This window comes from Bifidobacterium sp. CP2 (genome assembly GCF_018555635.1).
Lineage (GTDB): Bacteria > Actinomycetota > Actinomycetes > Actinomycetales > Bifidobacteriaceae > Bifidobacterium > Bifidobacterium saguinibicoloris.
Window position 1 is genome coordinate 23,080 of record NZ_JAFEJX010000004.1, and the last position, 20,525, is coordinate 43,604.

Below are 20,525 nucleotides of genomic sequence, written 5' to 3' on the forward strand. Positions count from 1 at the left end.
GGAGTACCGGCGTTCGATGCACGACGCCGCCCCGCGCGCCGGCCGCGGAGCCTGAGCATCCTTCGATAACCGCAGAGCATTTTTTATATATTTCGACCCCGGTTTCGGGCATACCGTTGATGGTGACAACGCAGTCGATGGCAATAATCCACAATCGACATTCGTCCAACGAAGGAGTCCATCATGTCCTACAATCCCGTGACCGCCGGCGTCGAGAGGATGATCATCCCGACCTACGAGCCGCCCGCCCCCGACGAGATGCCCATGTACTCGGAGTTCCGCCAGCACCAGGGCTCCACAGGCTACGCCTACCCGAACCGCGTGACGCTCGGCGTCGAGCGCGACAGGCTCACCGATCACGAATACACCGTGGTCCGCCTCGAGAACGACTACATCCGCCTGCTGATCCTGCCCGAGCTCGGCGGCCGCATCCTCGAAGGCTACGACAAGGTCAACGACTACAACTTCTTCTACCGTCACCACCGCATCAAGCCCGTCATCGTCGGCTCCTACGGCAACTGGATCTCCGGCGGCATGGAGTTCAACTTCCCGTTCCATCACCGTCCCGGCACATGGATGCCCGTCGACTACAGCATCGAGAAGCTCAACGACGGCACCGTGATCGTCTGGTGCTCCGAGGCCGCACCCTCGCCGGGCCAGTACCGTCTCAAGGGCACGTGGGGCGTCAAGCTTCGCCCGGACGTCTCCTACTACGAGACCGTGGTGAAGATCGACAACCGTACGCCCGTCAAGCATCCGTTCCTCTGGTACGAGAACGCCGGCATCCACGTCAACGCCAACTACCAGCTGTTCTTCCCGCAGGACGTCGGCTACGTGCACCACCACTACGACCGCCACCACGCCACCTTCCCGATCACCAAGGGCTGGTACGCGGTGGAGAACCACGAGGAGGAGACCGACATCAGCCTCCACAGGAACACGCTGAAAGGCAACTCCTACTTCGCCGCCCCGTCGAAGTACGACTTCTTCGGTGGCTACGACCACGACCGCGACTGCGGCACCGTGCACGTGGCCGACCACCACGTGGTGCCCGGCAAGAAGCAGTTCATGTGGGCGCTCGAGGATCTCGGCGACGCGTGGAACGCCAACCTGACCGACAACGACGGCGAGCATGCCGAGCTCATGGCCGGCGCCTACTCCGACGACCAGCCCGACTTCACGTATATCGCCCCCTACGAGGTGAAGACCTGGTCGCAGTTCTGGTATCCGATCCACGGCACCAAGGCCCCGACCTTCGCCAACATCCACGGCGTGGTCACCCTCGACAAGGCCGACGGCGAAGTGCGCGTCGCCGTCACCAAGAGCGTGGCCGACGCCGTGCTCGAAGTGTCAGACGGCGAGAACACGGTGCTGCGCGAGAGCATCACGCTCGACCCCGGCAACTACCGCGAGTTCGACGTGGCGCTGCCCGCCGACGTCTACACGCTGCGCCTGACCGCCGCCGATGGCACCGTGCTCATGGACTACACCGAGGACAAGCCCGACGTGCTGCGCATCCCCGAGGACAACCCCGGCATCCCCACCCCGCACGAGCTCACCACCGCGCAGGAGATCTACGTGGCCGGCGAACACATCGACCAGTACCGCGACCCGTCGTTCAAGGGCCGCGACTACTACCTGGTGGCGCTCGAACGCGACCCCGAGCACCTGCCGTCGCTGCTCGCCATGGCCGAGGACCGCTACAACAACGCCCTGTACGACGAGGCGCTCGCATACCTGCGCCGCGCCGACAAGGTGCTCAACAGGTTCAACCACAACCCGTACGACGGCACCTATAGCTACCTCAAGGCGCTGTGCGAGTACGGCAAGGGCGAGGTCGACGCCGTCTACGAGACCTTCTTCAAGGCCGCGTGGAGCAACAACGTCATCTCCCCGGCCATGACCTTCATCGCCGGCATCGACGGCCAGCGCGGCGACTGGGCCAAGATGAGGGAGCACGCCGGGCAGGCGCTCAAAAAGGAGGCCGACCACGCCGTCTGCGGCACCTACAAGGCCATCGCGCAGATCAAGCTCGGCGACCGCGAGACCGGTCTGGCGGAGCTCGAGGACATCATCGCCCGCGACCGCCTCGACCACCTGGCCCGCTTCGCCTACCTCTACTACTCCGGCAGGGACCTCGGCGAGTTCTACTCGATCCTGCTGAGCAACCCCGCGCAGACCATCCTCGACGTCACGTTCGACCTGCTGCGCGCCGGACTGAAGGACGAGGCCGTCGCCCTGCTCGAAGGCACCACGCTCGCCGGACAGTCCACGCCGATGACCCACTACACGCTCGCCTTCGTCTACGACGCCCTCGGCAGGAGCGAGGCCGCCGCCTCCAACCGCGAGGCCGTGTCCGACAGCCCGATCGTGGACGTGTTCCCGTACCGCCTCGAGGAGCTGCCCGTGCTCAAGGCCGCCGTCGAAGCCGACCCGACCGACTACACCGCCGCCTACCTGTACGGCTGCCTGCTGTACAACAAGCTGCAGTACCAGGCCGCCACGGACCAGTGGAGGAAAGTCACCGAATTGAAGCCCGACTTCCACATCGGCTGGCGCAACCTCGCCATCGCCTACTTCAGCAAGTTCGACCGCCGCGAAGAGGCGCTGGAACTCATGAAGAAGGCCGTGGCGGCCAAGCCGAAGGACGACACGCTCGTACGCGAGACCAACTACGTGGCCGCCAAGCTCGGCGTCGACGGGCGCGAACGCCTCGACTGGCTGCTCGCCAACCTGCCCGACAAGCCCTCCGACACCCTCGCCTGGGACCTGGCCGACGCCTACAGCAACGTGTTCGAATTCGACAAGGCGCTCGACGTGCTCAAAACCCACGAGTTCGTGGCCGCCGAATGCCAGGAGACCTACCTCACCGAGTCGTACACCTTCGCCCTGTGCTGCAAGGGACGACTGCTCGAACGCGACGGCAAGGTCGAGGAAGCGCTCGAATGCTACCGCAACGCGCAGATCGTCCCCGCCAACTTCCGCGCCGGCTGGTGGGACACCCAGCAGCTGTACTACGCCCGCTGGTTCGAGGCCGCCGCGCTGCAGAAGCTCGGCCGCGAGGACGAGGCCCGCAAGGCCGCATCCCGCCTGCTGCCCTTCATCCACAGCAACTACAGCCCCTACATGGGACCGGAGACCGACTACTACGTGGCGCTCGCCGAACGCCTGCTCGGCGACAACATCATCTCCCGCAAGGACATGAGCGCCTCCGTGGTCAAGTGGGAGGAGGACGCGAGGAACGACCTCGACCGCAAGCCCATCGTCACCTCGCTGCACCTGTCGTTCGTGCCCGACGGCGTGACCGAGCACAAGGCCGAAACGGTCCGCGCGCTCGCCTACAGCCGCCTGTTCTTCAACGACAAGGCCGGCGCCCGTGAGCTGTTCGAGGAGAGCCTCAAGCTCAACCCCGACAACCCCAAGGCCAGGTTCGAGCTGCACCTGCTCGAGCTGGACGGCGAGTGACGCCGACGGCCCGGCCATCGACGCGCCGATGACGCCGCACGCCCCGGTCCCCGCCGGGGCGTGCGCATGTCCGGACACGAATCCGCGGCGCGTCCCCTCCGGGGCGGGGGCACGCAGCCGTCCCGCCTCCCCGTTGTACACTGGAATGCGGCGCATGCGGCGGGACGACGAGGAGGCGGGCCTGTGGACATCAACGAGATCGAGTATGCGGACGCCGCCTCGCATCTGGTCTGGGGCGGCGACTACGACTACTACATCCACACGCCGAGCAAGGTCGCGCGCGACACGTTCCTCTACCCGCTGCAGACCGGTATGTTCCACTACAAGGAAGGCATGAAGGCCGAACGAACCCGATTCGACAGTTTCCTGATCATGTACCTGCGTGACGGTTCGATGCTCGTGCGCACCAAGGACGACGAGGTCACCGCACGCGGAGGCGATTTCGTGCTGCTCGACTGCTACGAATACCACCGTTACCAGGCGTTGGAGCCCACTGACGCGATCTGGCTGCACTTCGACGGCGGGTACGCCCGCGCCTACTGCGAGCTGATCCACGAGCGGCGGGGAATCGCCTTCGCGCTGCGGAACCCGGCCTACGCGCTGAACCAGCTGGCGCGCATCTACGAGACCTTCAGGAACGGCGAGCGCATCCGCGAACCCCTTCTGGGCAAATACATCGTAGACATCCTGTGCGAGATGCTCGCGGAGGACAACGGCATCGAGCCGGCCAGACGCAAGGAACAGGACGACATACGCCGGGTGATGTCCTACATCGCGCAGCATCTCGACGAACCGTTGACGGTGGGTGAACTCGCCGCCGCGGTCTACATGGGCGAATACGCCTTCATCCGCGCGTTCAAGGCGCAGACCGGGTACACGCCCCACGCGTACGTGGCGCAGGCGCGGCTGGACGCCGCGAAGTATATGCTGGTCAACTCGCAGGTCGCCCTGAAGGAGATCTGCGAGGCATGCGGCTTCTCCACCACCTCCGTGTTCTGCGCGTCGTTCAGGAAACGCATGGGCGTCTCGCCGCTCGAATTCCGTAGACGGTCCGGGACGACGGCCGGCGCGTCCGGAACGTCATGAATATGCGGGGAGGGTGTCGCGGACGCATTGCTGATGCGCCTGCGACACCCTCCCCGGGGAATGACTGCCGATCGCCGTCGGATCGGGCTACTTGCGCGTCACCTCGTAGCGGACCACGGTGGTGACCGTCTCACCGGGAGCGATCGTCGTCAGATGGTCGCCGGAGCGGAACGCGTTGGCGGGCGCGGTCATCGGTTCGACCGCCACGCCGTACGGATGCTCCTCGAGCGGCGCGCCGGTGGCGGTGTAGCACTGCCACGCGTTGATCGTCCCGTCGCCGATGAGCTTCACCTCGATGCCGTCGGGACGGGTGAACACGGTGGTCGTGGTGCCGTCGGCGGCGCGGTTGACGTCCAGCCAGGCGTCGTCGAAGGAGCGGCCCTCGAGGGTCGGGCCTTCGCGCAGGTCGGTGACGCCCTCCACCGGCTCGACGCCGGTGGGGATCAGGCCCGCGTCGACGACCACGTGCTCGTTCGCGTCGATCTTCAGATGGCAGGCGGCGGAGTCGGCGTCGCGCTCCGCGCTCGTCGCGCCCTGCTTGCCGTTCGCCAGCCACGGGTGCAGACCCAGCGCCCACGGGGCCGGCTCGTCGCCGCCGTTGGACGCGGAGACCGTCACGGTCATGCCCTGCTCGCCCAACTCGTAGGTCGCGGTCACGGTCACGTCGAACGGGTAGCCGTCGAGGTTAGGGAAGCGCAGCGACTGGGTGACGGCGTTCTCGGTGAGCGATTCGAGCCTCCACATGTAGTGGTAGGCGTAGCCGTGGTTCGCGTTGTTGCGCGGCGCCGGATGCTGCTCGTTGACCGGCGCGCAGTAGTGACGGCCGTTGAAGTCGTATTCGCCGTCCTTGATGCGGTTCGGCCACGGCGCCAGGATGTATCCGTTGCAGGTGGGGGTCAGGTCGTCCGGGCCGAACGGGCAGAAGATCTCCTTGCCCCGCCAGTCGAACCGGCGCAGCTTCGCGCCGAGCTCGCAGACGACGGCCGAATAGTCGCCGTAATGGATGGAATACTGGTTGCCGGTACGTGGCGTAGTGCTCATGGTCCGCTCCAAAGTGAGAGATGTTGTTACCGTTACCATCCTAATGCGTGGGCGGCTCCGACGCACATGCGGGACCTGCGCGGCATATCGTTTTCCTGCGGTTCCCATGCCGTTTCTTCACGTTCCCCGCGCGTCCCCGGACCAGGTGGACGCGGAACGGTTGCTAGGCTGGTGGCGGACATGTCCGGGACACCCGTCCGCCACGCCGTCCACGGGGCGGCGGACGGGGTCCGGCATATCATCGACGATCCGACATGAAGGAGACGGGACTTATGGGCAAGCGCATCGTGTTGGCCGATCCGCGCGGATTCTGCGCGGGCGTGGACCGTGCGATTCTCACCGTGCACACGATCCTCAAGGGGAGCCCGGTCTCGGTCGCGGACCCCGCCGCGCTCGCGGCGGAGGGATTGCCGCCGGTCTATGTGCGGCGTCAGATCGTGCACAACAAGCACGTCGTGGAGGACCTGTCCGCGCAGGGGGCCGTGTTCGTCGAGGAGCTCTCCGAAATCCCCGAGGCCGCGGCGCGCGCCGGCGTGCCGGTCGTCTTCTCCGCGCACGGCGTCTCGCCCGCGGTCAAGGCCGAGGCGAAGGCGCGCGGGCTGAACGTCGTGGACGCCACCTGCCCGCTGGTCGGCAAGGTGCACCGCGAGGTGCTGCGGTTCGCGAAGAGCGGCTACGAAATCGTCTACATCGGCCACAAGGGCCACGACGAGGCGGTCGGCGTGGTGGGGGAGAGCCCCGAGCACGTGCACCTCATCGAGCATGAGGACGATGTGGCCGCGCTCGACTTCACGCCGGACACGAAGCTCGTGCTGCTCACGCAGACCACGTTGAGCGTCGACGAGACCGCCGGCACCATCGCCGCGCTGCAGGCCCGGTTCCCATGGATCGAGATGCCGCCCAGCTCGGACATCTGCTACGCCACGTCCAACCGTCAGGCCGCGGTGAAGGTCGTCGCCGAACGATCCGACTGCGTGGTAATCGTGGGGTCGGCCAACTCGTCGAACTCGGTGCGCCTCGTCGAGGTCGCGCAGGAGGGGCTGGGGGAGCGCGGGCGAGCCCACCGCGTCGACGACGCCGGCGACCTCGACGACGCATGGTTCGAAGGCGTGGAGGCCGTGGGCGTGTCTTCGGGCGCCTCCGTGCCGGAGGAATACGTGGACGGCGTCATCGCCGCGCTCGGATCGAAGGGCTACACGGAGATCACCTCGGTGGAGACCACCAGGGAGGACATGCATTTCGTGCTACCGGCGGAACTCCGCCGCCGGTAGCCTTCGCGGTGACGTGCCGTCACCACGTGCCGATGGGCGCGGCGACGGCGTCGAGGACCTTGAGGAGGTCGTTCGGATTCACGCCGACCGAGAAGCCGCGTTTGCCGCCGGAGACGAGGATCACGTCGAACTTGAGGGCGCTGTCGTCCAGCACCGTCTTATGGTGCGTCCTCTGTCCCAACGGCGAGATGCCGCCGACCACGTAGCCGGATTCGCGCATCGCGACCTTCGGATCGGCCATCGACGCCTTCTTCGCGCCGACCGCCGCGGCCAGCGCCTTGAGGTCCATGTGACCGGACACCGGCACGACGCCGACCACGCGTTCGTCGCCCGTGTCCGCCATCAGGGTCTTGAACACCTGATGCTCGTCGAACCCGAGCTTCGTGGCGGCCTCCACGCCGTAGCCGTCGTCCATGTGGTCGTTCGAATGCTCGTACTCGTACGGGGTGAACGGCACGCCCGCACGTTCCAGTTGGACCGTCGCCGGAGTGGAGCCGGCGCCCTTCTCGTGTTTCTTCTTCTTGGCCATGGGTCCCATGATACGAAGAACCCCCGCTCGGTGGAGCGGGGGTTCCATTCACCTAGAGCCGTGGTGGCGCCGTGCGGGGTTCACCCGCGACGGTTCACTCGGAGATCTCGGCGAAGTACAGCAGGGTACGGATCATGTTGGAGGTGAAGCCGTACTCGTTGTCGTAGAAGGAGACGGTGCGGGCCAGAGTCAGGCCGTCGATGTTGTTCACATCGGTCTGGGTCGGATCGAAGACGCCACCGTGGGTGTCGCCCAGGATGTCGGAGGACACGATGCCCTCGTCGTTGTAGCCGTAGTACTCGCAGTTCTCGAAGGCGTCCTTGAACGCGGCGTTGATCTCGTCGGCGGTGGTCTCCTTGTTGAGGACCGTGGTCAGCTCGGTGACGGAGCCGTCCGGGACCTGAACGCGCTGGGCGTGGCCCTGCAGCTTGCCGTTGACGGACGGGACGACCTTGCCGATGGCCTTGGCGGCGCCGGTGGAGTGGGCGATGGTGTTGATGGCGGCGGCGCGCAGGTTGCGGCCGGTCTTGGTGCCGCGCGGGCCGTCCAGCAGCATCTGGGTGCCGGTGTAGGCGTGGATGGTGGTCATGAAGCCTGCCTTGATGCCGAACTTCTCGTCCAGCAGCTTGACCATGGCGGCCATGGAGTTGGTGGTGCAGGAACCGGCGGAGACGATCACGTCAGAGGCCTTGAGGATGTCGTGGTTCACGCCGAACACGACGGTCGGGGTGACGTCGTCCTTGGCCGGGGCGGAGATCAGGACCTTCTTGGCGCCGGCGTTGATGTGGGCCTGGGACTTCTCGGCGGAGGTGTAGAAGCCGGTGCACTCGAGCACGTACTCGACGCCGTCGTTCTTGACCCACGGGATGTTGTTGGCGTCCTTCTCGGCGTAGACCTTGTATTCCTTGCCGTCGACGACGATGGAGTCCTCGGTGGCCTTCACGTCGACCGGCGTGCCGTCGTCGTGACGGAAGGTGCCGTGGGTGGAATCGTACTTCAGCAGGTAGGCCAGGGTGGCCGGAGTGGTCAGATCGTTGATGGCGGCAACTTCGATGTCGCCGGCCTGGCCGCCGCGAGCCTGGAGCTCGAAGATGCGACGGAAGGCGAGACGACCGATGCGACCGAAGCCGTTGATACCAATCTTAACTGTCATGTAATTCTCCCTTGGGGAAGACCCCGCATGCATGGGCGCACACGAAGCCATTGTTTACCAACGATCCTTACTCTAATGCCCCACCTGTACTTACGGCAATGTTTTGCGGGTGTTTCCTCGAAAAAGACGAAAAATTCCGTGAGCGTTCACAATCCAGACGGCGCATGCCTTCGACGGGCCGCGGCCGCGCCTCGGCGAGTCAGCGCACCAGCAGCGGGGAGACGTGCGTGTCCAGCTCGCCGATGCCTCCGTCGAACGCATGACGGCGCACCACCTCGGGCGTCGGGGCTTCCGCCGGGAACGTGACGACCAGCGTGCCCTCCCGCACCGACACCGCCCCGGGCACGCCGGGACGGAACTCATTGCTCACGCCCTGCACCGCGTCCGCCTCCAGCGTCCCGTCCATCAGCTCATAGCGGAGCCCAGGCTCGTCCACGCCCCGCGCCGGACCACCGTGCGGGAACACGGAGACCATGCGCCTCGGCGCCGCGTCATGCGCCGCGAACCGCAGCTCGCCGTCGCACACCGCCGTGACCGTCGTCCCGTCGCCGTGCAGGAACCCGATGCCGCCGTGGCGGGCCAGCATCGCCGTCAGCTGAATCGCGGAGAGGGTGTGGTCGATGCGTCCGCCCAAGGCGCCGTAGACATGGAACGTGCGGCATCCATGGGCCCATCCGATCTTCAACGCGCTCAGCAGGTCGGGATCGTCCTTCATCGGCGGCAGCGCCACGGTGCCGGCGCCCGGCGCCGGACGCGCCCCACGCAGCGAATCGAAATCGCCCACCACCACGTCCGGCGTGACTCCCGCCGCCCGCGCATGGTCGAGGCCGCCGTCCGCCGCCACGACGAACGCGCCGCGGGGCACGACGACGCGGTTCGCCGGATTCGACGCCGCGTCATAGTATTCGCCCGCGGCGAACACCACGCACGTTGTCCCGTCGTCCCTCGACTCCGCCGCCATCGCGTCCTCCCTTGCTTCCGGCCCGCCTGCACGCCAGCCGCAGGACGCCGTGAGGCGCCCGCTGGCATGGTTCACCAGTCTACGCGCCCCATCCACGCGTCCGCGGTGTACGTTCGCCGTAATACCGTTGGGGCCATGGCAGTGAAAACAGCGGCGAGCGAACGCCCGATCCTCAAATCCAAGACGTTCCTGTACGTCACGGAATTCTTCTCCGGCATGGCCGTCATGGCCGCCGAGCTCGGCGCGTCCCGCCTGCTCGCCCCCTACTTCTCCAGCTCGCAGATCGTATGGACCATCATCATCGGCACCATCATGATCGCGCTCGCCCTCGGCGCCGTGTTCGGCGGCCGCTGGGCGGACCGCGACCCCGACCCCGACAAGCTCTACCTGCGCATCATGGCCGCCGCCGTATGGATCTCGCTCATCCCGCTCGCCGGCAAATACGTGGTCCTCCTGGTCTCGGGCCTCCTCATCGTGACCGTCTCGACGAACTTCCTCATCATCGCCGCGTTCGTCTCCTGCATGCTCGTCTTCGTGCCCCCGCTGTTCCTGCTCGGCACCGTCACGGCGGGACTCAACAAGTTCGCCACCGACTCGCTCGACGACAACGCCACCGTCGTCGGTCGCCTGTCCGCATGCAACACAATCGGCTCCATCCTCGGCACGTTCCTGCCGACGTTCGTCACCATCCCCGCCGCCGGCACGTTCGTCACGTTCCTGCTCTTCTCCGGCGCGCTGCTCGCGATCCCGCTCGTCTACTTCGTCTCGATGAAGGCACGCCTGATCGCATGTGCCGTCTCCGCGGCCGTGTTCGCCATATCGTCCGTCCTCTCGCCGATGACCGGGTTCGCGTTCTGGGAGAACCGGACGACCCTCGCATACGAAGGCGAATCCATCTACAACTACCTGCAGGTCAGGAACCTGTCCGACCGGACCATCCTGTCCACCAACGTGCTCTTTGGCGTCCAATCCGTCACCATGAAGGACCAGGGACTCACCGGCATGTACTACGACACCGCGCTCGCGGCCCCGGCGCTCGCCGACCATGCGCGCTCGGCGCTCATCCTCGGCATGGGCACCGGCACCTACGCTCGCCAGCTGAAGCGCTACTACCCGAAGATGAAGGTCGCCGGCGTCGAGATCGATCGGAAGATCACCGACCTCGCCGTCAGGTACTTCGACGAGCCGGACGACGTGCCCGTCTCCACCTACGACGGCCGCGCATGGCTCGCCGCCTCGCACGACACGTACGACGTGATCATGGTCGACGCGTATCAGGACATCACCATCCCGTTCCAGATGAGCTCCGACGAGTTCTTCACCATGGTGCGGAACCATCTCAACCCGGGTGGCGTGATGGTCGTCAACATGAACATGGTCTCGGACGGCGAGGGATCCATCAACGAGGCCCTTCAGGCCACCATCGCCAACGTGTTCGACGGCGCGTGCCGCATCGGCACGACCTACACCGCCGACGTGCCGGGCACCACCAACCGGGAGCTGTTCGCTAAAGCCCCCACGCGGGAGGAGCTCGCCCGCTACGGCGGGTGCAGCGACTCCCGGCGGCGCACCGGCGAGATCGCCACGGTCTCCAAGCCGATCGGCTCCTCGATGCGCGGCGACGTCAAGGCCGAGACGCTGCGTGCCGCGACGTGGGAGCGTACCTCCGACGGCGAGCTCGCCGCGTACATGAGCGAGGTCGGCGGCCGCATGACCGCCGTGCAGGACCCCTCGGACGACGCCGGTGACAGGTCGCTGATCCTCACGGACGACCATGCGCCGGTGGAGCTGCTCGGCATGCGCGCCATAGACAGACTCATCGCCGAGCAGGCCGGACCGTACCGCGACATCCTGAGGAAGGAGGGCATCGGCGGACTGCTGCGCGCCGTGCAGTGAGCACCCCGCGACACGCCCCGGTCCCGGGGTGTGGTATAGTACCTTTTCGGCTTGAGAAATCAAGAAAGCGGGGCAACCCCACCTGGAAACCTGTCATGGTCTCGGGTTCAAGGCAGCAGCCTTCCTTTCCATGCGGACACGAGGTCCGCGGCATCCGAGCGATGCGGAAAGCGATTGATGATTATGCATCATGCCAAGGGCATGGCGGCGTCGCGTCGTCACGCGCAGGCATGCGGCTCTGTCGTGAAATCGAAGCGATGACGGTGCTCCCGGATGGTCCCGCGCAGGACAGTTAGAGGATTGGAGTCATCATCAGCGACGAACCACGCATTAACGACGAGATTCGCGTCTCGCAGGTGCGCCTGATCGGCCCGAACGGCGAGCAGGTGGGAGTCATCGCGACCTCGGTCGCCCTCAACCTGGCGAAGGAAGCGAACCTCGATCTCGTCGAGGTGGCGCCCAACGCGAAGCCTCCGGTCGCCAAGCTCATCGATTACGGCAAGTTCAAGTACAACGAGAAGATCAAGGCCCGCGAGGCCCGCCGCAATCAGAACACGGCCGAGATCAAGGAGATCCGTTTCCGTCTCAAGATCGACGACCACGACTTCGAGGTGAAGAAGGGCCACGTGGTCCGCTTCCTCTCCGGCGGCGACAAGGTCAAGGTCACCATCATGCTGCGTGGCCGCGAACAGTCCCGTCCGATCGGCGGAGTCGAGCTGCTGCAGCGCCTCGCCGCCGACGTGGAGGAATACGGCACCGTCGAGTCCAAGCCCAAGCAGGAGGGCCGCAACATCATCATGACGCTTGCGCCCAAGGGCAAGAAGGTACATACGCAGTCCGAACAGCGCCGCCGCGGCGCCGAATCCCGCGCCGAGCGCCAGGCCCGCCAGGCCGCCCGCCTCGCCGCCAAGCAGGAGGCCCAGGCCCAGGCCGCGGCCGAGGCCCAGCAGACGATTTCCACCGCGACTTCCAGCAAGAAGCACATCAACAAGGAGGGCAGCAATGCCGAAGATGAAAAGTAATTCCGCCGCTTCCAAGCGCGTCCGCCGCACCGGCACGGGCAAGCTCATGCACGTCGGCAGCTCCATGCGCCACAACCTCGAGCACAAGTCCGCTCGCAAGCGTCGCGCCCTGAGCCGCGACGAGGTCGTCCGCAACGGACAGGCCAACAAGATCAACCGCATGCTCGCCAAGTGAGCCACGGTTCCGCAAACAAGACTTTCAGAAAGCTGAGGAAATAGATTATGGCACGTGTCAAGCGCGCAGTGAACGCCCACAAGAAGCGTCGCGTCGTTCTCGAGAGGGCCTCCGGCTACCGCGGCCAGCGCTCCCGCCTGTACCGCAAGGCCAAGGAGCAGCTGCTCCACTCCTTCAACTACAACTTCCGCGACCGCAAGGCCCGCAAGGGTGACTTCCGCAAGCTGTGGATCCAGCGCATCAACGCCGCCGTCCGCGCCGAGGGCATCACCTACAACCGCTTCATCCAGGGCCTGCACCTCGCCGGCATCGAGCTGGATCGCCGCGCCCTCGCCGAGCTCGCCGTCTCCGATCCGGACACGTTCAAGACCATCGTGGAGGCCGCCAAGGCCGCCCTCCCGGAGGACGTGAACGCCCCCGTCGAGGCGTGACGCCGCGCCGCTCAGGCGGCGAGACGTATGAGACATCAGGGACCCGCATCGCGGGTCCCTTTTTTCGCCCGAGACGCCTACCGTAGGACACCATGACCGACACCGACGCATTCGACAGACTCACCGAACGGTTCCTCGCCCACATCGACGTGGAGCGTGGACTCGCCAAGGCCACCGTCTCCGCGTACGCCGCGGACATACGCCGGTACGTCGCATGGCTCCGCGGACGGGGCATGACCGATCCGGCGCAGGTATCCCCGGCCGACGTCGAGGCGTACGTCGCGTGGATGGACGCCCAGGGGGAGAGCGCCCGTTCCAAGGCCCGCCGTCTCGCCGCGGTGCACGAATACCATCGTTTCGCGTTCGCGGGGCACATGGTGGTCCGGGACGCGTCCGCGCGGATCAAGGCGCCCAAGGGCGCGCAGACCCTGCCCGACGTACTCACCGTGGACGAGGTGTCCCGTCTGCTCGACGCCGCCCCCATGCCCGATCCGGACGGGGAGGGACGGTACGGGTTCGAGGATGCCGTGCTCGCACGCGACAGGGCGCTGCTCGAATTCATGTACGCCACCGGATGCCGCGTCTCCGAAGCCGTCGGCGCCGACCTCGCCGACCTCGACCTCGACGACGACCATGTGGCCAGGCTCACCGGCAAAGGCGACAAGCAGCGTCTGGTCCCCATCGGCTCGTACGCGTGCAAGGCGATGCGCATCTATCTCACGCGTGGCAGGGACGTCCTCGAGGCGAGATCAACGGCACGCATGCCGGAACGCCGGGCCGTGTTCCTCAACAGGCGCGGCCGCCGGCTGTCCCGCCAATCGGCGTGGGACATCGTGCGGAGGGCGGGGGAGCGCGCCCACCTCGGCAAACCGCTCCACCCGCACACGCTGCGGCACTCCTTCGCCACCCATCTCATCCAGGGAGGGGCGGACGTACGCACCGTGCAGGAGCTGCTCGGCCACGCCAGCGTGACCACCACGCAGATCTACACGCATGTCAGTCCGCAGACGCTCATCGAGACGTACCTCAACTCGCATCCCAGGGCGAGATGAGGGCCGCGGACGCCCACGGCCGAAGCAAGGACCGACACGGATGATGATGATAAGGTGAACAGTATGCCTACGGATATGCTTGGACGCGAATATGAGACCTTTCCGGCGCCGGAACCGTTGAGACAGCACGGTCCCGCGAGGGTCATCGCCATGTGCAACCAGAAAGGCGGCGTGGGCAAGACCACGAGCTCCATCTCCATCGCCGGCGCGCTGAGCCAGTACGGACGCCGGTGCCTCATCGTGGACTTCGACCCCCAGGGCGCCGCCACCGTGGGCCTCGGCATCAACGCCAACACGGTGGAGAGGACCATCTACGACGCATTGTTCGACGTGCGCATGGACGTGCACGATGTGGTGCGCCACACCGAGTTCGAGAACCTCGACATCATCCCCGCGAACATCGACCTTTCGGCCGCGGAGGTGCAGCTCGTCACCGAGGTGGGACGCGAGCAGATCCTCGCCAGCGTGCTTCGTCCGCTCAAGGACGAGTACGACGTGATCATCATCGACTGCCAGCCGTCCCTCGGCCTGCTCACCGTGAACGCGCTGACCGCCGCCGACGGCGTCATCATCCCCGTGGCCGCCGAGTTCTTCGCGCTGCGCGGCGTGGCCCTGCTCATGCAGTCCATCGAGAAGGTCCAGAGCCGCATCAACCCGGACCTCAAGGTGTACGGCGTGCTGGTGACCATGTTCACGCGCACCCTGCACTGCGAGGAGGTCATGCAGCGCATCTACGAGGCGTTCCAGGACAAGGTGTTCCATACGGTCATCTCCCGTTCCATCAAGCTGCCCGACTCCACCGTGGCCGCGGCGCCCATCACTATCTTCGCGCCGGAGCACAAGACCAGCAAGGAGTACCGAGAGGTGGCTCGGGAGCTCATCGCCAACGGGGTGGTCGCCTGAACGGGGGCGGCGTGCCGGGGGAGGACGCGACGGCGGGCGCGCCAGCGTCCCCTGGGTTCTCTGTGGATCTGGACGTCTATGCGGGGCCGTTCGACGTGCTGCTCGGCATGATTGCCGACAGGCGCCTCGAACTGACCGAGATCGCGTTGAGCCGTGTCACCGACGAGTTCCTCGCCTACGCCCGCGGGCTGGACTTCGCGGCCGACATGGACGAGGCGAGCGCGTTCCTCGACGTCGCCGCCGTGCTGGTCGAGGCGAAGAGCGCCGCCCTGCTGCCCGCGGAGGAGACCGGGGACGGCGGGGACGTGAGCGGCATGGAGGCGTTGCGCGAGCGTGATCTGCTGTTCGCCAGACTGCTGCAATACCGCGCGTACAAGAACGTCGCCGCCGATTTCCGCGCGCGTCTCGCCGCGAACGGCGGCAGCTTCGCGCATCCCGGGATCATGGATGACGCCGTGTCGGCCATGCTGCCCGATTTGGTGTGGACGACGGACCCCGCCGATCTGGCGATGCTCGCGGCGCGCGTGTTCGCGGATGCCCCGGCATCCGAGGTGAGCGTCCATCAGCTCCACGTGCCGTTGGTGGACCTCAGGGCGCAGGCGCGTCTGGTGCGCGACCGTCTGCGCGGCGCGGGCGACGGCGGCTCCCTTACGTTCGCCGAGCTCATCTCCGACGCTTCGGATCGGGCCGAGGTGGTGGCGCGGTTCCTGGCCGTGCTCATGTTCTTCAAGCAGGGAACGCTGCAGTTCAGGCAGGACGGGCCGTATCGCCCGCTGCACCTGCGGTGGATGCCGGGTGCCGGCGGCGACGCCGGCATGGACCTAGAGGAGGGGGATTTCGCATGATCGATGGACGGGGACGTACGGAGAACGCCACGGCGTCCGCCGCCGGGAATCTCGCCGTGGAGGATTTCCCGGGCGGGCTGAAGTCGTGCCTCGAGGCGGTGCTCATGGTGGCCGACCGGCCGCTGCAGACCGGCGAGCTGGCGCGGGTGCTCGGTGTGGGCGAGCCGTTGGTGGAGGAGGCGTTGGAGCGTCTCGCCGACTCCTACGAGGTGTCCCGCAGAGGGTTCGAGCTGCGGCGCGGCGTACGCGGGTGGCGGTTCGCAAGCCGCGCCGAATACGAGCCGGTGGTCCGCGCGTTCGTCACCGACGGACAGGCCGCGAGACTCAGCCAGGCGGCGCTCGAGGCGCTGGCGGTGATCGCCTACCGGCAGCCGGTGACGCGCGCGCGGGTGGCGGCGGTCCGCGGCGTCAACTCCGACGGCGTGATCCGCTCGCTCACGGTGCGTGGCCTGGTGCGCGAGGACGGCACGGATCCCGAGACGCGCGCCGCGCTGCTGGTCACCACCGACGCCTTCCTCGAATACATGGGTCTCGATTCCCTCGGCCAGCTGCCGTCGTTGGCGCCGTTCCTCCCCGACGTCGGTGAGGTGATCGGCGACGGCGTCTGACGATCCCCCTTCGTCGTTCCGTGTTCCGCTCCGTCGGGGCTGCACATGCGCGGCCCCGACGGAGCGTTCGTATATCATGCCGTCGGAATCCTTGGAATTCCAGGCGTTTCCATTTATGGTCATTATGACCATAAATGGTGTTAAGCTTCTTTCCCGATGACAGGCCATGGGCCGCGACCCAAGGTCACATGCAGGGAAAAGAGGTCCGGATGGGCATCGGCAACGTCTCCGAACGGCGTCTCGCACCGCCGCAGGTCGGCATCTCCGTCGTCATCCTCGCGCTCGCGCCCGATCGGGACGAATCGGGGCGCGGACGGCTGTGGCTGCCGCTGGTCAGACGCGTGCGCCAACCGTATCTGGGGATGTGGGCGCTGCCCGGCGGCGGTCTCGCGGCCGACCGCACGCTCGAACGCTCCGCCTACGCGGCGCTCGAATCGACCACGTCCCTGCATCCGCGCTATCTGGAGCAGCTGTACACGTTCGGCGGCCCCGACCGCTCCCGCGGGGGACTGCCGATGGTGTCCATCGTCTACTGGGCGCTCGTCGGCCAGGCCGAGACGAAGGACCTCGTCGAAGCCGACAACGTCCGATGGTTCCCCGAAGACGAGCTGCCCGAACTCGCCTTCGACCACCGCCGCATCATCGACTACGCGCTGTGGCGCCTCAGAAACAAGATCGAATACCCGGACGTGGCCGTGCGCCTCGTCGGCGAGACCTTCACGCTGGGCCAACTCCACGACGTGTACGAGGCCATCACCGGAGAATCCATCGACCTCGCGAACTTCCGGCGGCGGATGCTCGCCTCCGGGGAACTCGAGGACACCGGCGCCAAGCAGCGCGTCGGACGACACCGGCCGGCGGCCGTCTACCGGTACGTCTCACCGCCGGCCGGACCCGCCGACGGGGAACGGCGCGACCTGTGGAACCCCGCGCAGTGGGCGTCGGAACCAACGCCGGATGCGGGACGCGACGGGCCGCATGGGCGTCGTCCGGACGCGCGCGAGGACGCCGACGCCCTGTCGGCGCTCGCACGCTGACCGTACGCCGACACACGCCGACACAAGCCAACCGTCCCGTTCCACCGCACGGAACGGGACATGCACGAAAGGAACGAACATGTCCTCAACCTTCACCGCGCCGTCCGTCGACGAGATCATCGCCCGGCTCGGCGCGCAAAGCACCTGCGACGCGGGCCTCACCCTCGACCCGTGGCATTTCGACACCACCAAGCCCAGCTACGGCCCCGGCGCCTCGATGCTCGACCGTCTGCCCGTGGGCGCGCCGCGCCAGCAGGTCCTGCCCGACGAATACCGCAACGCCTCCGAAGAGGAGCTCCAGCAGCGCATCGCCGACGCCAAGCGCCGCCTCGGCTCCAAGCTCCTCATCCTCGGCCACTTCTACCAGCGCGACGAGATCATCAGGCACGCCGACTTCGTGGGCGACTCCTTCCAGCTCGCCAAGAACGCGACCGAACGCCCCGACGCCGACCACATCGTCTTCTGCGGCGTCCACTTCATGGCCGAGACCGCGGACATCCTCTCCACCCCGGAACAGACCGTGACCTTGCCGAACCTGTCCGCCGGATGCTCGATGGCCGACATGGCCGACATCGACCAGGTCGAGGATGCGTGGGAGCAGCTCGGCGCGATCTGCGGGACCAAGCCAGGCTCCGACGGCCTCCAGCCGATCGTCCCCGTCACCTACATGAACTCCTCCGCCGCCCTGAAGGCCTTCTGCGGGCGCCACGGCGGCATCGTGTGCACCTCCTCCAACGCGCACGCCGTGCTCGAATGGGCGTTCGCACGAGGCCGCCGCGTCTTGTTCTTCCCCGACCAGCATCTGGGGCGCAACACCGCGCGCGCCATGGGCATCCCGCTGAGCCAGATGCCGCTGTGGGATCCGTTCAAGGCGATGGGCGGCGCCGACGACCCCGCCGACTACGCGAACGCCAGGATGATCCTGTGGAAGGGCTTCTGCTCCGTGCACCAGCGCTTCACCGTCGAGCAGATCGAACGCGCGCGCAAGGCGTACCCGGGCGTCAAGGTCATCGTCCACCCCGAATGCTCGATGCAGGTCGTCGACGCGGCAGACGGCACCGGCTCCACCGCATACATCGTCAAGGAGATCGCCAACGCGCCGGCCGGCTCCGCCATCGCCGTGGGCACCGAGATCAACCTCGTCAACCGCCTCGCCGCCCAATACCCGGACAAGACCGTGTTCTGCCTCGACCCGGTCGTCTGCCCCTGCTCCACCATGTACCGCATCCACCCCGCCTACCTCGCCTGGGCGCTGGAGAACCTCGAACAGGGCAATATCGTCAACCGCATCACCGTCGCCGAGGACACCGCCCGCGAGGCCAAGATCGCGCTGGAGCGCATGCTCCGCGTCCATCCGTGACGCTTCCGTATCAGGGGAGAAGCAATGAGCGATAGCGACATCATCGTCATCGGCGCCGGCGTGGCCGGCCTGTCCGCCGCACTCGCCGTGGCCGGCACAGGACACGACGTCACGCTGGTCACCAAATCCGAACTGGTCGAATCGAACACCTACCACGCGCAGGGAGGCATCGCCGCGGCCATCTTCGCCGACGACGACCCGAAACTGCACGCCGCCGACACCATCGCCGCCGGACACGGCCTGTGCGATCCGAAGGCCGTCGGCATCCTCACACGCGAGGGCGCCGACCGCGTGCGCGAATTCGCCGCGCTCGGCGTCCGGTTCGACCGCGACGCCGAAGGACACATGCTGCGCGGTCTCGAAGCCGCGCACTCGCGCGCACGCGTCGTCCACGCAGGCGGCGACGCCACCGGCAGGATACTGGAACTCGACGTGTCCGCGATGGTGCGCGCCAACCCGTTGATTCACATCGTCGAGCACGCCTTCCTCAAGGACCTCGTCGTCAAGGACGGCCGCATCGCCGGCGTCGGGCTCCTGATCGACGACGATGACGCGCATGGGGCCCGGCCGGAGACGCTGACCGCGGGCCGCGTCATCCTCGCCACCGGCGGCGCGGGACGCATGTACCCGTACACCACCAACCCGGCCGTCGCCACCGCCGACGGGCTCGCCGCCGCATGGCGCGCCGGCGCCCAGGTCGCCGACCTCGAGTTCTACCAGTTCCATCCCACCGCGATGGCCGTCGGCGAACACTTCCTCGTCTCCGAAGCCGTGCGCGGCGAGGGCGCCGTCCTGCTCGACGAACACGGGCGCCGCTACATGAAAGACGTGGACCCGCGCGCCGAACTCGCCCCTCGCGACGTCGTCGCTCGAGAGAACTTCCGCGTCATGCAGCGCCAGAACGGCCGACCCGTCATGCTCGACGTCTCCCCGATGCGGAAGGAGAACCCCGACCTCGCCGCGTTCCTCAGACACCGGTTCCCGACCATCGACGCCTACACGCGCTCCCTCGGCTTCGACTGGAGCCGTGAGCCGATCCCCGTCGCGCCCGCCGCGCACTACTTCATGGGCGGCATCCGCACCGACCTCGACGCCCGGACCTCCATCCCCGGCCTCTACGCCGCCGGCGAATGCGCCCGCACCGGCGTCATGGGCTCCAACCGCCTCGCCTCCAACTCGCTGCTCGAAGGACTCGTCTACGGCCGCCGCGCGGGACTCGCCGCCGTCAAGGACACGGCCGACACGGTGTGGTCGCCCGAACCGTTCCTCAACTCCGCGACCGGTGCGGCCTACGACGCGGCCCCGATCCGACTGACCGACCCTGCCGGCCCGGTTCCGACGGGCGCGCCGGACCGCGGCGGTGACCGCGTATGGGACCGCACACGCATCCAGCACACGATGTGGGACGGCGTCGGCGTCCTGCGCGACGCGGACGGGCTCATGCACGCCATCGACGCGCTGACGCAGGGACTCGCCGCGACGAACGCCGCCGTCGAAGAGGCCGGGACCGCGGACGACGTCACCGCGCTGGAGAACCGCGACATGCTCACCGTCGGACGCATCGCCGCCGTGGCCGCGCTCGCCCGCACCGAATCGCGCGGCGCCCACGCACGCACCGACCATCCGGAACCCCGCGACGAATGGGCGCACTCCGTCGCCTACGTCAGGGCCTGAACCGGAACACGAGGAG

18 protein-coding genes are annotated in these 20,525 nt (G+C 67.1%); 14 read left to right on the top strand and 4 right to left on the bottom strand.

What is annotated here, in order from left to right; genetic code table 11:
• The first annotated feature begins 183 nt into the window (after positions 1–183).
• Together JS531_RS03930 and JS531_RS03935 are read left to right on the top strand one after the other, a co-directional pair.
• Positions 184–3,465 (top strand): DUF5107 domain-containing protein, encoded by a 3,282-nt coding sequence (locus JS531_RS03930; RefSeq protein ID WP_214312965.1) that lies wholly within the window; start codon positions 184–186, stop codon positions 3,463–3,465.
• 183 nt (positions 3,466–3,648) lie between these two features.
• Positions 3,649–4,551 carry a helix-turn-helix domain-containing protein gene (locus tag JS531_RS03935; RefSeq protein ID WP_214312967.1) on the top strand — a complete coding sequence of 301 codons (903 nt, stop codon included), beginning with the start codon at positions 3,649–3,651 and terminating at the stop codon, positions 4,549–4,551.
• 87 nt (positions 4,552–4,638) lie between these two features.
• Here JS531_RS03935 and JS531_RS03940 read toward each other — a convergent pair whose 3' ends face one another.
• The gene (locus JS531_RS03940; protein ID WP_214312969.1) at positions 4,639–5,592 is read right to left on the bottom strand and encodes an aldose 1-epimerase family protein; all 954 of its coding nucleotides are present in this window, start codon (positions 5,590–5,592) and stop codon (positions 4,639–4,641) included.
• A 272-nt stretch (positions 5,593–5,864) separates the two neighbouring features.
• Between JS531_RS03940 and JS531_RS03945 the strand changes: the two genes are divergently transcribed.
• Positions 5,865–6,863 (top strand): 4-hydroxy-3-methylbut-2-enyl diphosphate reductase, encoded by a 999-nt coding sequence (locus JS531_RS03945; protein ID WP_214312971.1) that lies wholly within the window; start codon positions 5,865–5,867, stop codon positions 6,861–6,863.
• Positions 6,864–6,882: 19 nt separating this feature from the next.
• Here JS531_RS03945 and ybaK read toward each other — a convergent pair whose 3' ends face one another.
• The 3 genes from ybaK to JS531_RS03960 all read right to left on the bottom strand — a co-directional run bounded on the left by ybaK (position 6,883) and on the right by JS531_RS03960 (position 9,506).
• Positions 6,883–7,392 (bottom strand): Cys-tRNA(Pro) deacylase, encoded by a 510-nt coding sequence (ybaK, locus tag JS531_RS03950; RefSeq protein ID WP_214312973.1) that lies wholly within the window; start codon positions 7,390–7,392, stop codon positions 6,883–6,885.
• 94 nt (positions 7,393–7,486) lie between these two features.
• On the bottom strand, positions 7,487–8,545 hold the full coding sequence (gene gap / locus JS531_RS03955; RefSeq protein WP_214312976.1) for a type I glyceraldehyde-3-phosphate dehydrogenase: 1,059 nt from the start codon (positions 8,543–8,545) through the stop codon (positions 7,487–7,489).
• A gap of 199 nt (positions 8,546–8,744) precedes the next feature.
• On the bottom strand, positions 8,745–9,506 hold the full coding sequence (locus JS531_RS03960) for a thiamine diphosphokinase (RefSeq protein ID WP_214312983.1): 762 nt from the start codon (positions 9,504–9,506) through the stop codon (positions 8,745–8,747).
• 135 nt (positions 9,507–9,641) lie between these two features.
• Here JS531_RS03960 and JS531_RS03965 point away from each other — a divergent pair, with 135 nt between their 5' ends.
• The 11 genes from JS531_RS03965 to JS531_RS04015 all read left to right on the top strand — a co-directional run bounded on the left by JS531_RS03965 (position 9,642) and on the right by JS531_RS04015 (position 20,509).
• Entirely contained in the window at positions 9,642–11,402 is a 1,761-nt protein-coding gene (locus tag JS531_RS03965; protein WP_240542024.1) for a fused MFS/spermidine synthase, read from the top strand.
• 299 nt (positions 11,403–11,701) lie between these two features.
• Positions 11,702–12,424, top strand: a complete 723-nt coding sequence (gene infC, locus JS531_RS03970; protein ID WP_214313559.1) for a translation initiation factor IF-3 — start codon at positions 11,702–11,704, stop codon at positions 12,422–12,424.
• Positions 12,405–12,599, top strand: a complete 195-nt coding sequence (gene rpmI, locus JS531_RS03975) for a 50S ribosomal protein L35 (RefSeq protein WP_214312985.1) — start codon at positions 12,405–12,407, stop codon at positions 12,597–12,599. Before infC ends, rpmI begins: the two co-directional genes overlap by 20 nt.
• Before the next feature lie 47 nt (positions 12,600–12,646).
• Positions 12,647–13,030 carry a 50S ribosomal protein L20 gene (gene rplT / locus JS531_RS03980; protein ID WP_214312987.1) on the top strand — a complete coding sequence of 128 codons (384 nt, stop codon included), beginning with the start codon at positions 12,647–12,649 and terminating at the stop codon, positions 13,028–13,030.
• Positions 13,031–13,122: 92 nt separating this feature from the next.
• Positions 13,123–14,082: a site-specific tyrosine recombinase XerD gene (gene xerD / locus JS531_RS03985; RefSeq protein ID WP_214312989.1), complete on the top strand. Its 960-nt coding sequence runs from the start codon at positions 13,123–13,125 to the stop codon at positions 14,080–14,082.
• 63 nt (positions 14,083–14,145) lie between these two features.
• A complete protein-coding gene (locus tag JS531_RS03990) occupies positions 14,146–14,985 on the top strand; it encodes an AAA family ATPase (protein ID WP_214312998.1) in 840 nt (279 codons plus the stop codon).
• Positions 14,982–15,830, top strand: a complete 849-nt coding sequence (locus tag JS531_RS03995; RefSeq protein WP_346427758.1) for a ScpA family protein — start codon at positions 14,982–14,984, stop codon at positions 15,828–15,830. Before JS531_RS03990 ends, JS531_RS03995 begins: the two co-directional genes overlap by 4 nt.
• Positions 15,827–16,438 carry an SMC-Scp complex subunit ScpB gene (scpB, locus tag JS531_RS04000; protein ID WP_214313000.1) on the top strand — a complete coding sequence of 204 codons (612 nt, stop codon included), beginning with the start codon at positions 15,827–15,829 and terminating at the stop codon, positions 16,436–16,438. Before JS531_RS03995 ends, scpB begins: the two co-directional genes overlap by 4 nt.
• A 209-nt stretch (positions 16,439–16,647) precedes the next feature.
• Positions 16,648–17,475, top strand: a complete 828-nt coding sequence (locus JS531_RS04005; protein WP_214313003.1) for an NUDIX domain-containing protein — start codon at positions 16,648–16,650, stop codon at positions 17,473–17,475.
• 79 nt (positions 17,476–17,554) lie between these two features.
• Positions 17,555–18,835 (top strand): quinolinate synthase NadA, encoded by a 1,281-nt coding sequence (gene nadA / locus JS531_RS04010; RefSeq protein ID WP_214313004.1) that lies wholly within the window; start codon positions 17,555–17,557, stop codon positions 18,833–18,835.
• A 24-nt stretch (positions 18,836–18,859) separates the two neighbouring features.
• Complete coding sequence (locus tag JS531_RS04015; RefSeq protein ID WP_214313005.1) at positions 18,860–20,509, top strand: FAD-dependent oxidoreductase; 1,650 nt, start codon at positions 18,860–18,862, stop codon at positions 20,507–20,509.
• The last annotated feature ends 16 nt before the right edge of the window (positions 20,510–20,525 follow it).

Excerpts from the sequence above, each read along its gene's own strand:
- JS531_RS03930 (WP_214312965.1), top strand. The coding sequence starts at position 184 with ATGTCCTACAATCCCGTGACCGCCGGCGTCGAGAGGATGATCATCCCG.
- JS531_RS03940 (WP_214312969.1), bottom strand. The coding sequence starts at position 5,592 with ATGAGCACTACGCCACGTACCGGCAACCAGTATTCCATCCATTACGGC.
- JS531_RS03945 (WP_214312971.1), top strand. The coding sequence starts at position 5,865 with ATGGGCAAGCGCATCGTGTTGGCCGATCCGCGCGGATTCTGCGCGGGC.
- ybaK (WP_214312973.1), bottom strand. The coding sequence starts at position 7,392 with ATGGCCAAGAAGAAGAAACACGAGAAGGGCGCCGGCTCCACTCCGGCG.
- gap (WP_214312976.1), bottom strand. The coding sequence starts at position 8,545 with ATGACAGTTAAGATTGGTATCAACGGCTTCGGTCGCATCGGTCGTCTC.
- JS531_RS03960 (WP_214312983.1), bottom strand. The coding sequence starts at position 9,506 with ATGGCGGCGGAGTCGAGGGACGACGGGACAACGTGCGTGGTGTTCGCC.
- JS531_RS03965 (WP_240542024.1), top strand. The coding sequence starts at position 9,642 with ATGGCAGTGAAAACAGCGGCGAGCGAACGCCCGATCCTCAAATCCAAG.
- rpmI (WP_214312985.1), top strand. The coding sequence starts at position 12,405 with ATGCCGAAGATGAAAAGTAATTCCGCCGCTTCCAAGCGCGTCCGCCGC.
- rplT (WP_214312987.1), top strand. The coding sequence starts at position 12,647 with ATGGCACGTGTCAAGCGCGCAGTGAACGCCCACAAGAAGCGTCGCGTC.
- xerD (WP_214312989.1), top strand. The coding sequence starts at position 13,123 with ATGACCGACACCGACGCATTCGACAGACTCACCGAACGGTTCCTCGCC.
- JS531_RS03990 (WP_214312998.1), top strand. The coding sequence starts at position 14,146 with ATGCCTACGGATATGCTTGGACGCGAATATGAGACCTTTCCGGCGCCG.
- scpB (WP_214313000.1), top strand. The coding sequence starts at position 15,827 with ATGATCGATGGACGGGGACGTACGGAGAACGCCACGGCGTCCGCCGCC.
- JS531_RS04005 (WP_214313003.1), top strand. The coding sequence starts at position 16,648 with ATGGGCATCGGCAACGTCTCCGAACGGCGTCTCGCACCGCCGCAGGTC.
- nadA (WP_214313004.1), top strand. The coding sequence starts at position 17,555 with ATGTCCTCAACCTTCACCGCGCCGTCCGTCGACGAGATCATCGCCCGG.
- JS531_RS04015 (WP_214313005.1), top strand. The coding sequence starts at position 18,860 with ATGAGCGATAGCGACATCATCGTCATCGGCGCCGGCGTGGCCGGCCTG.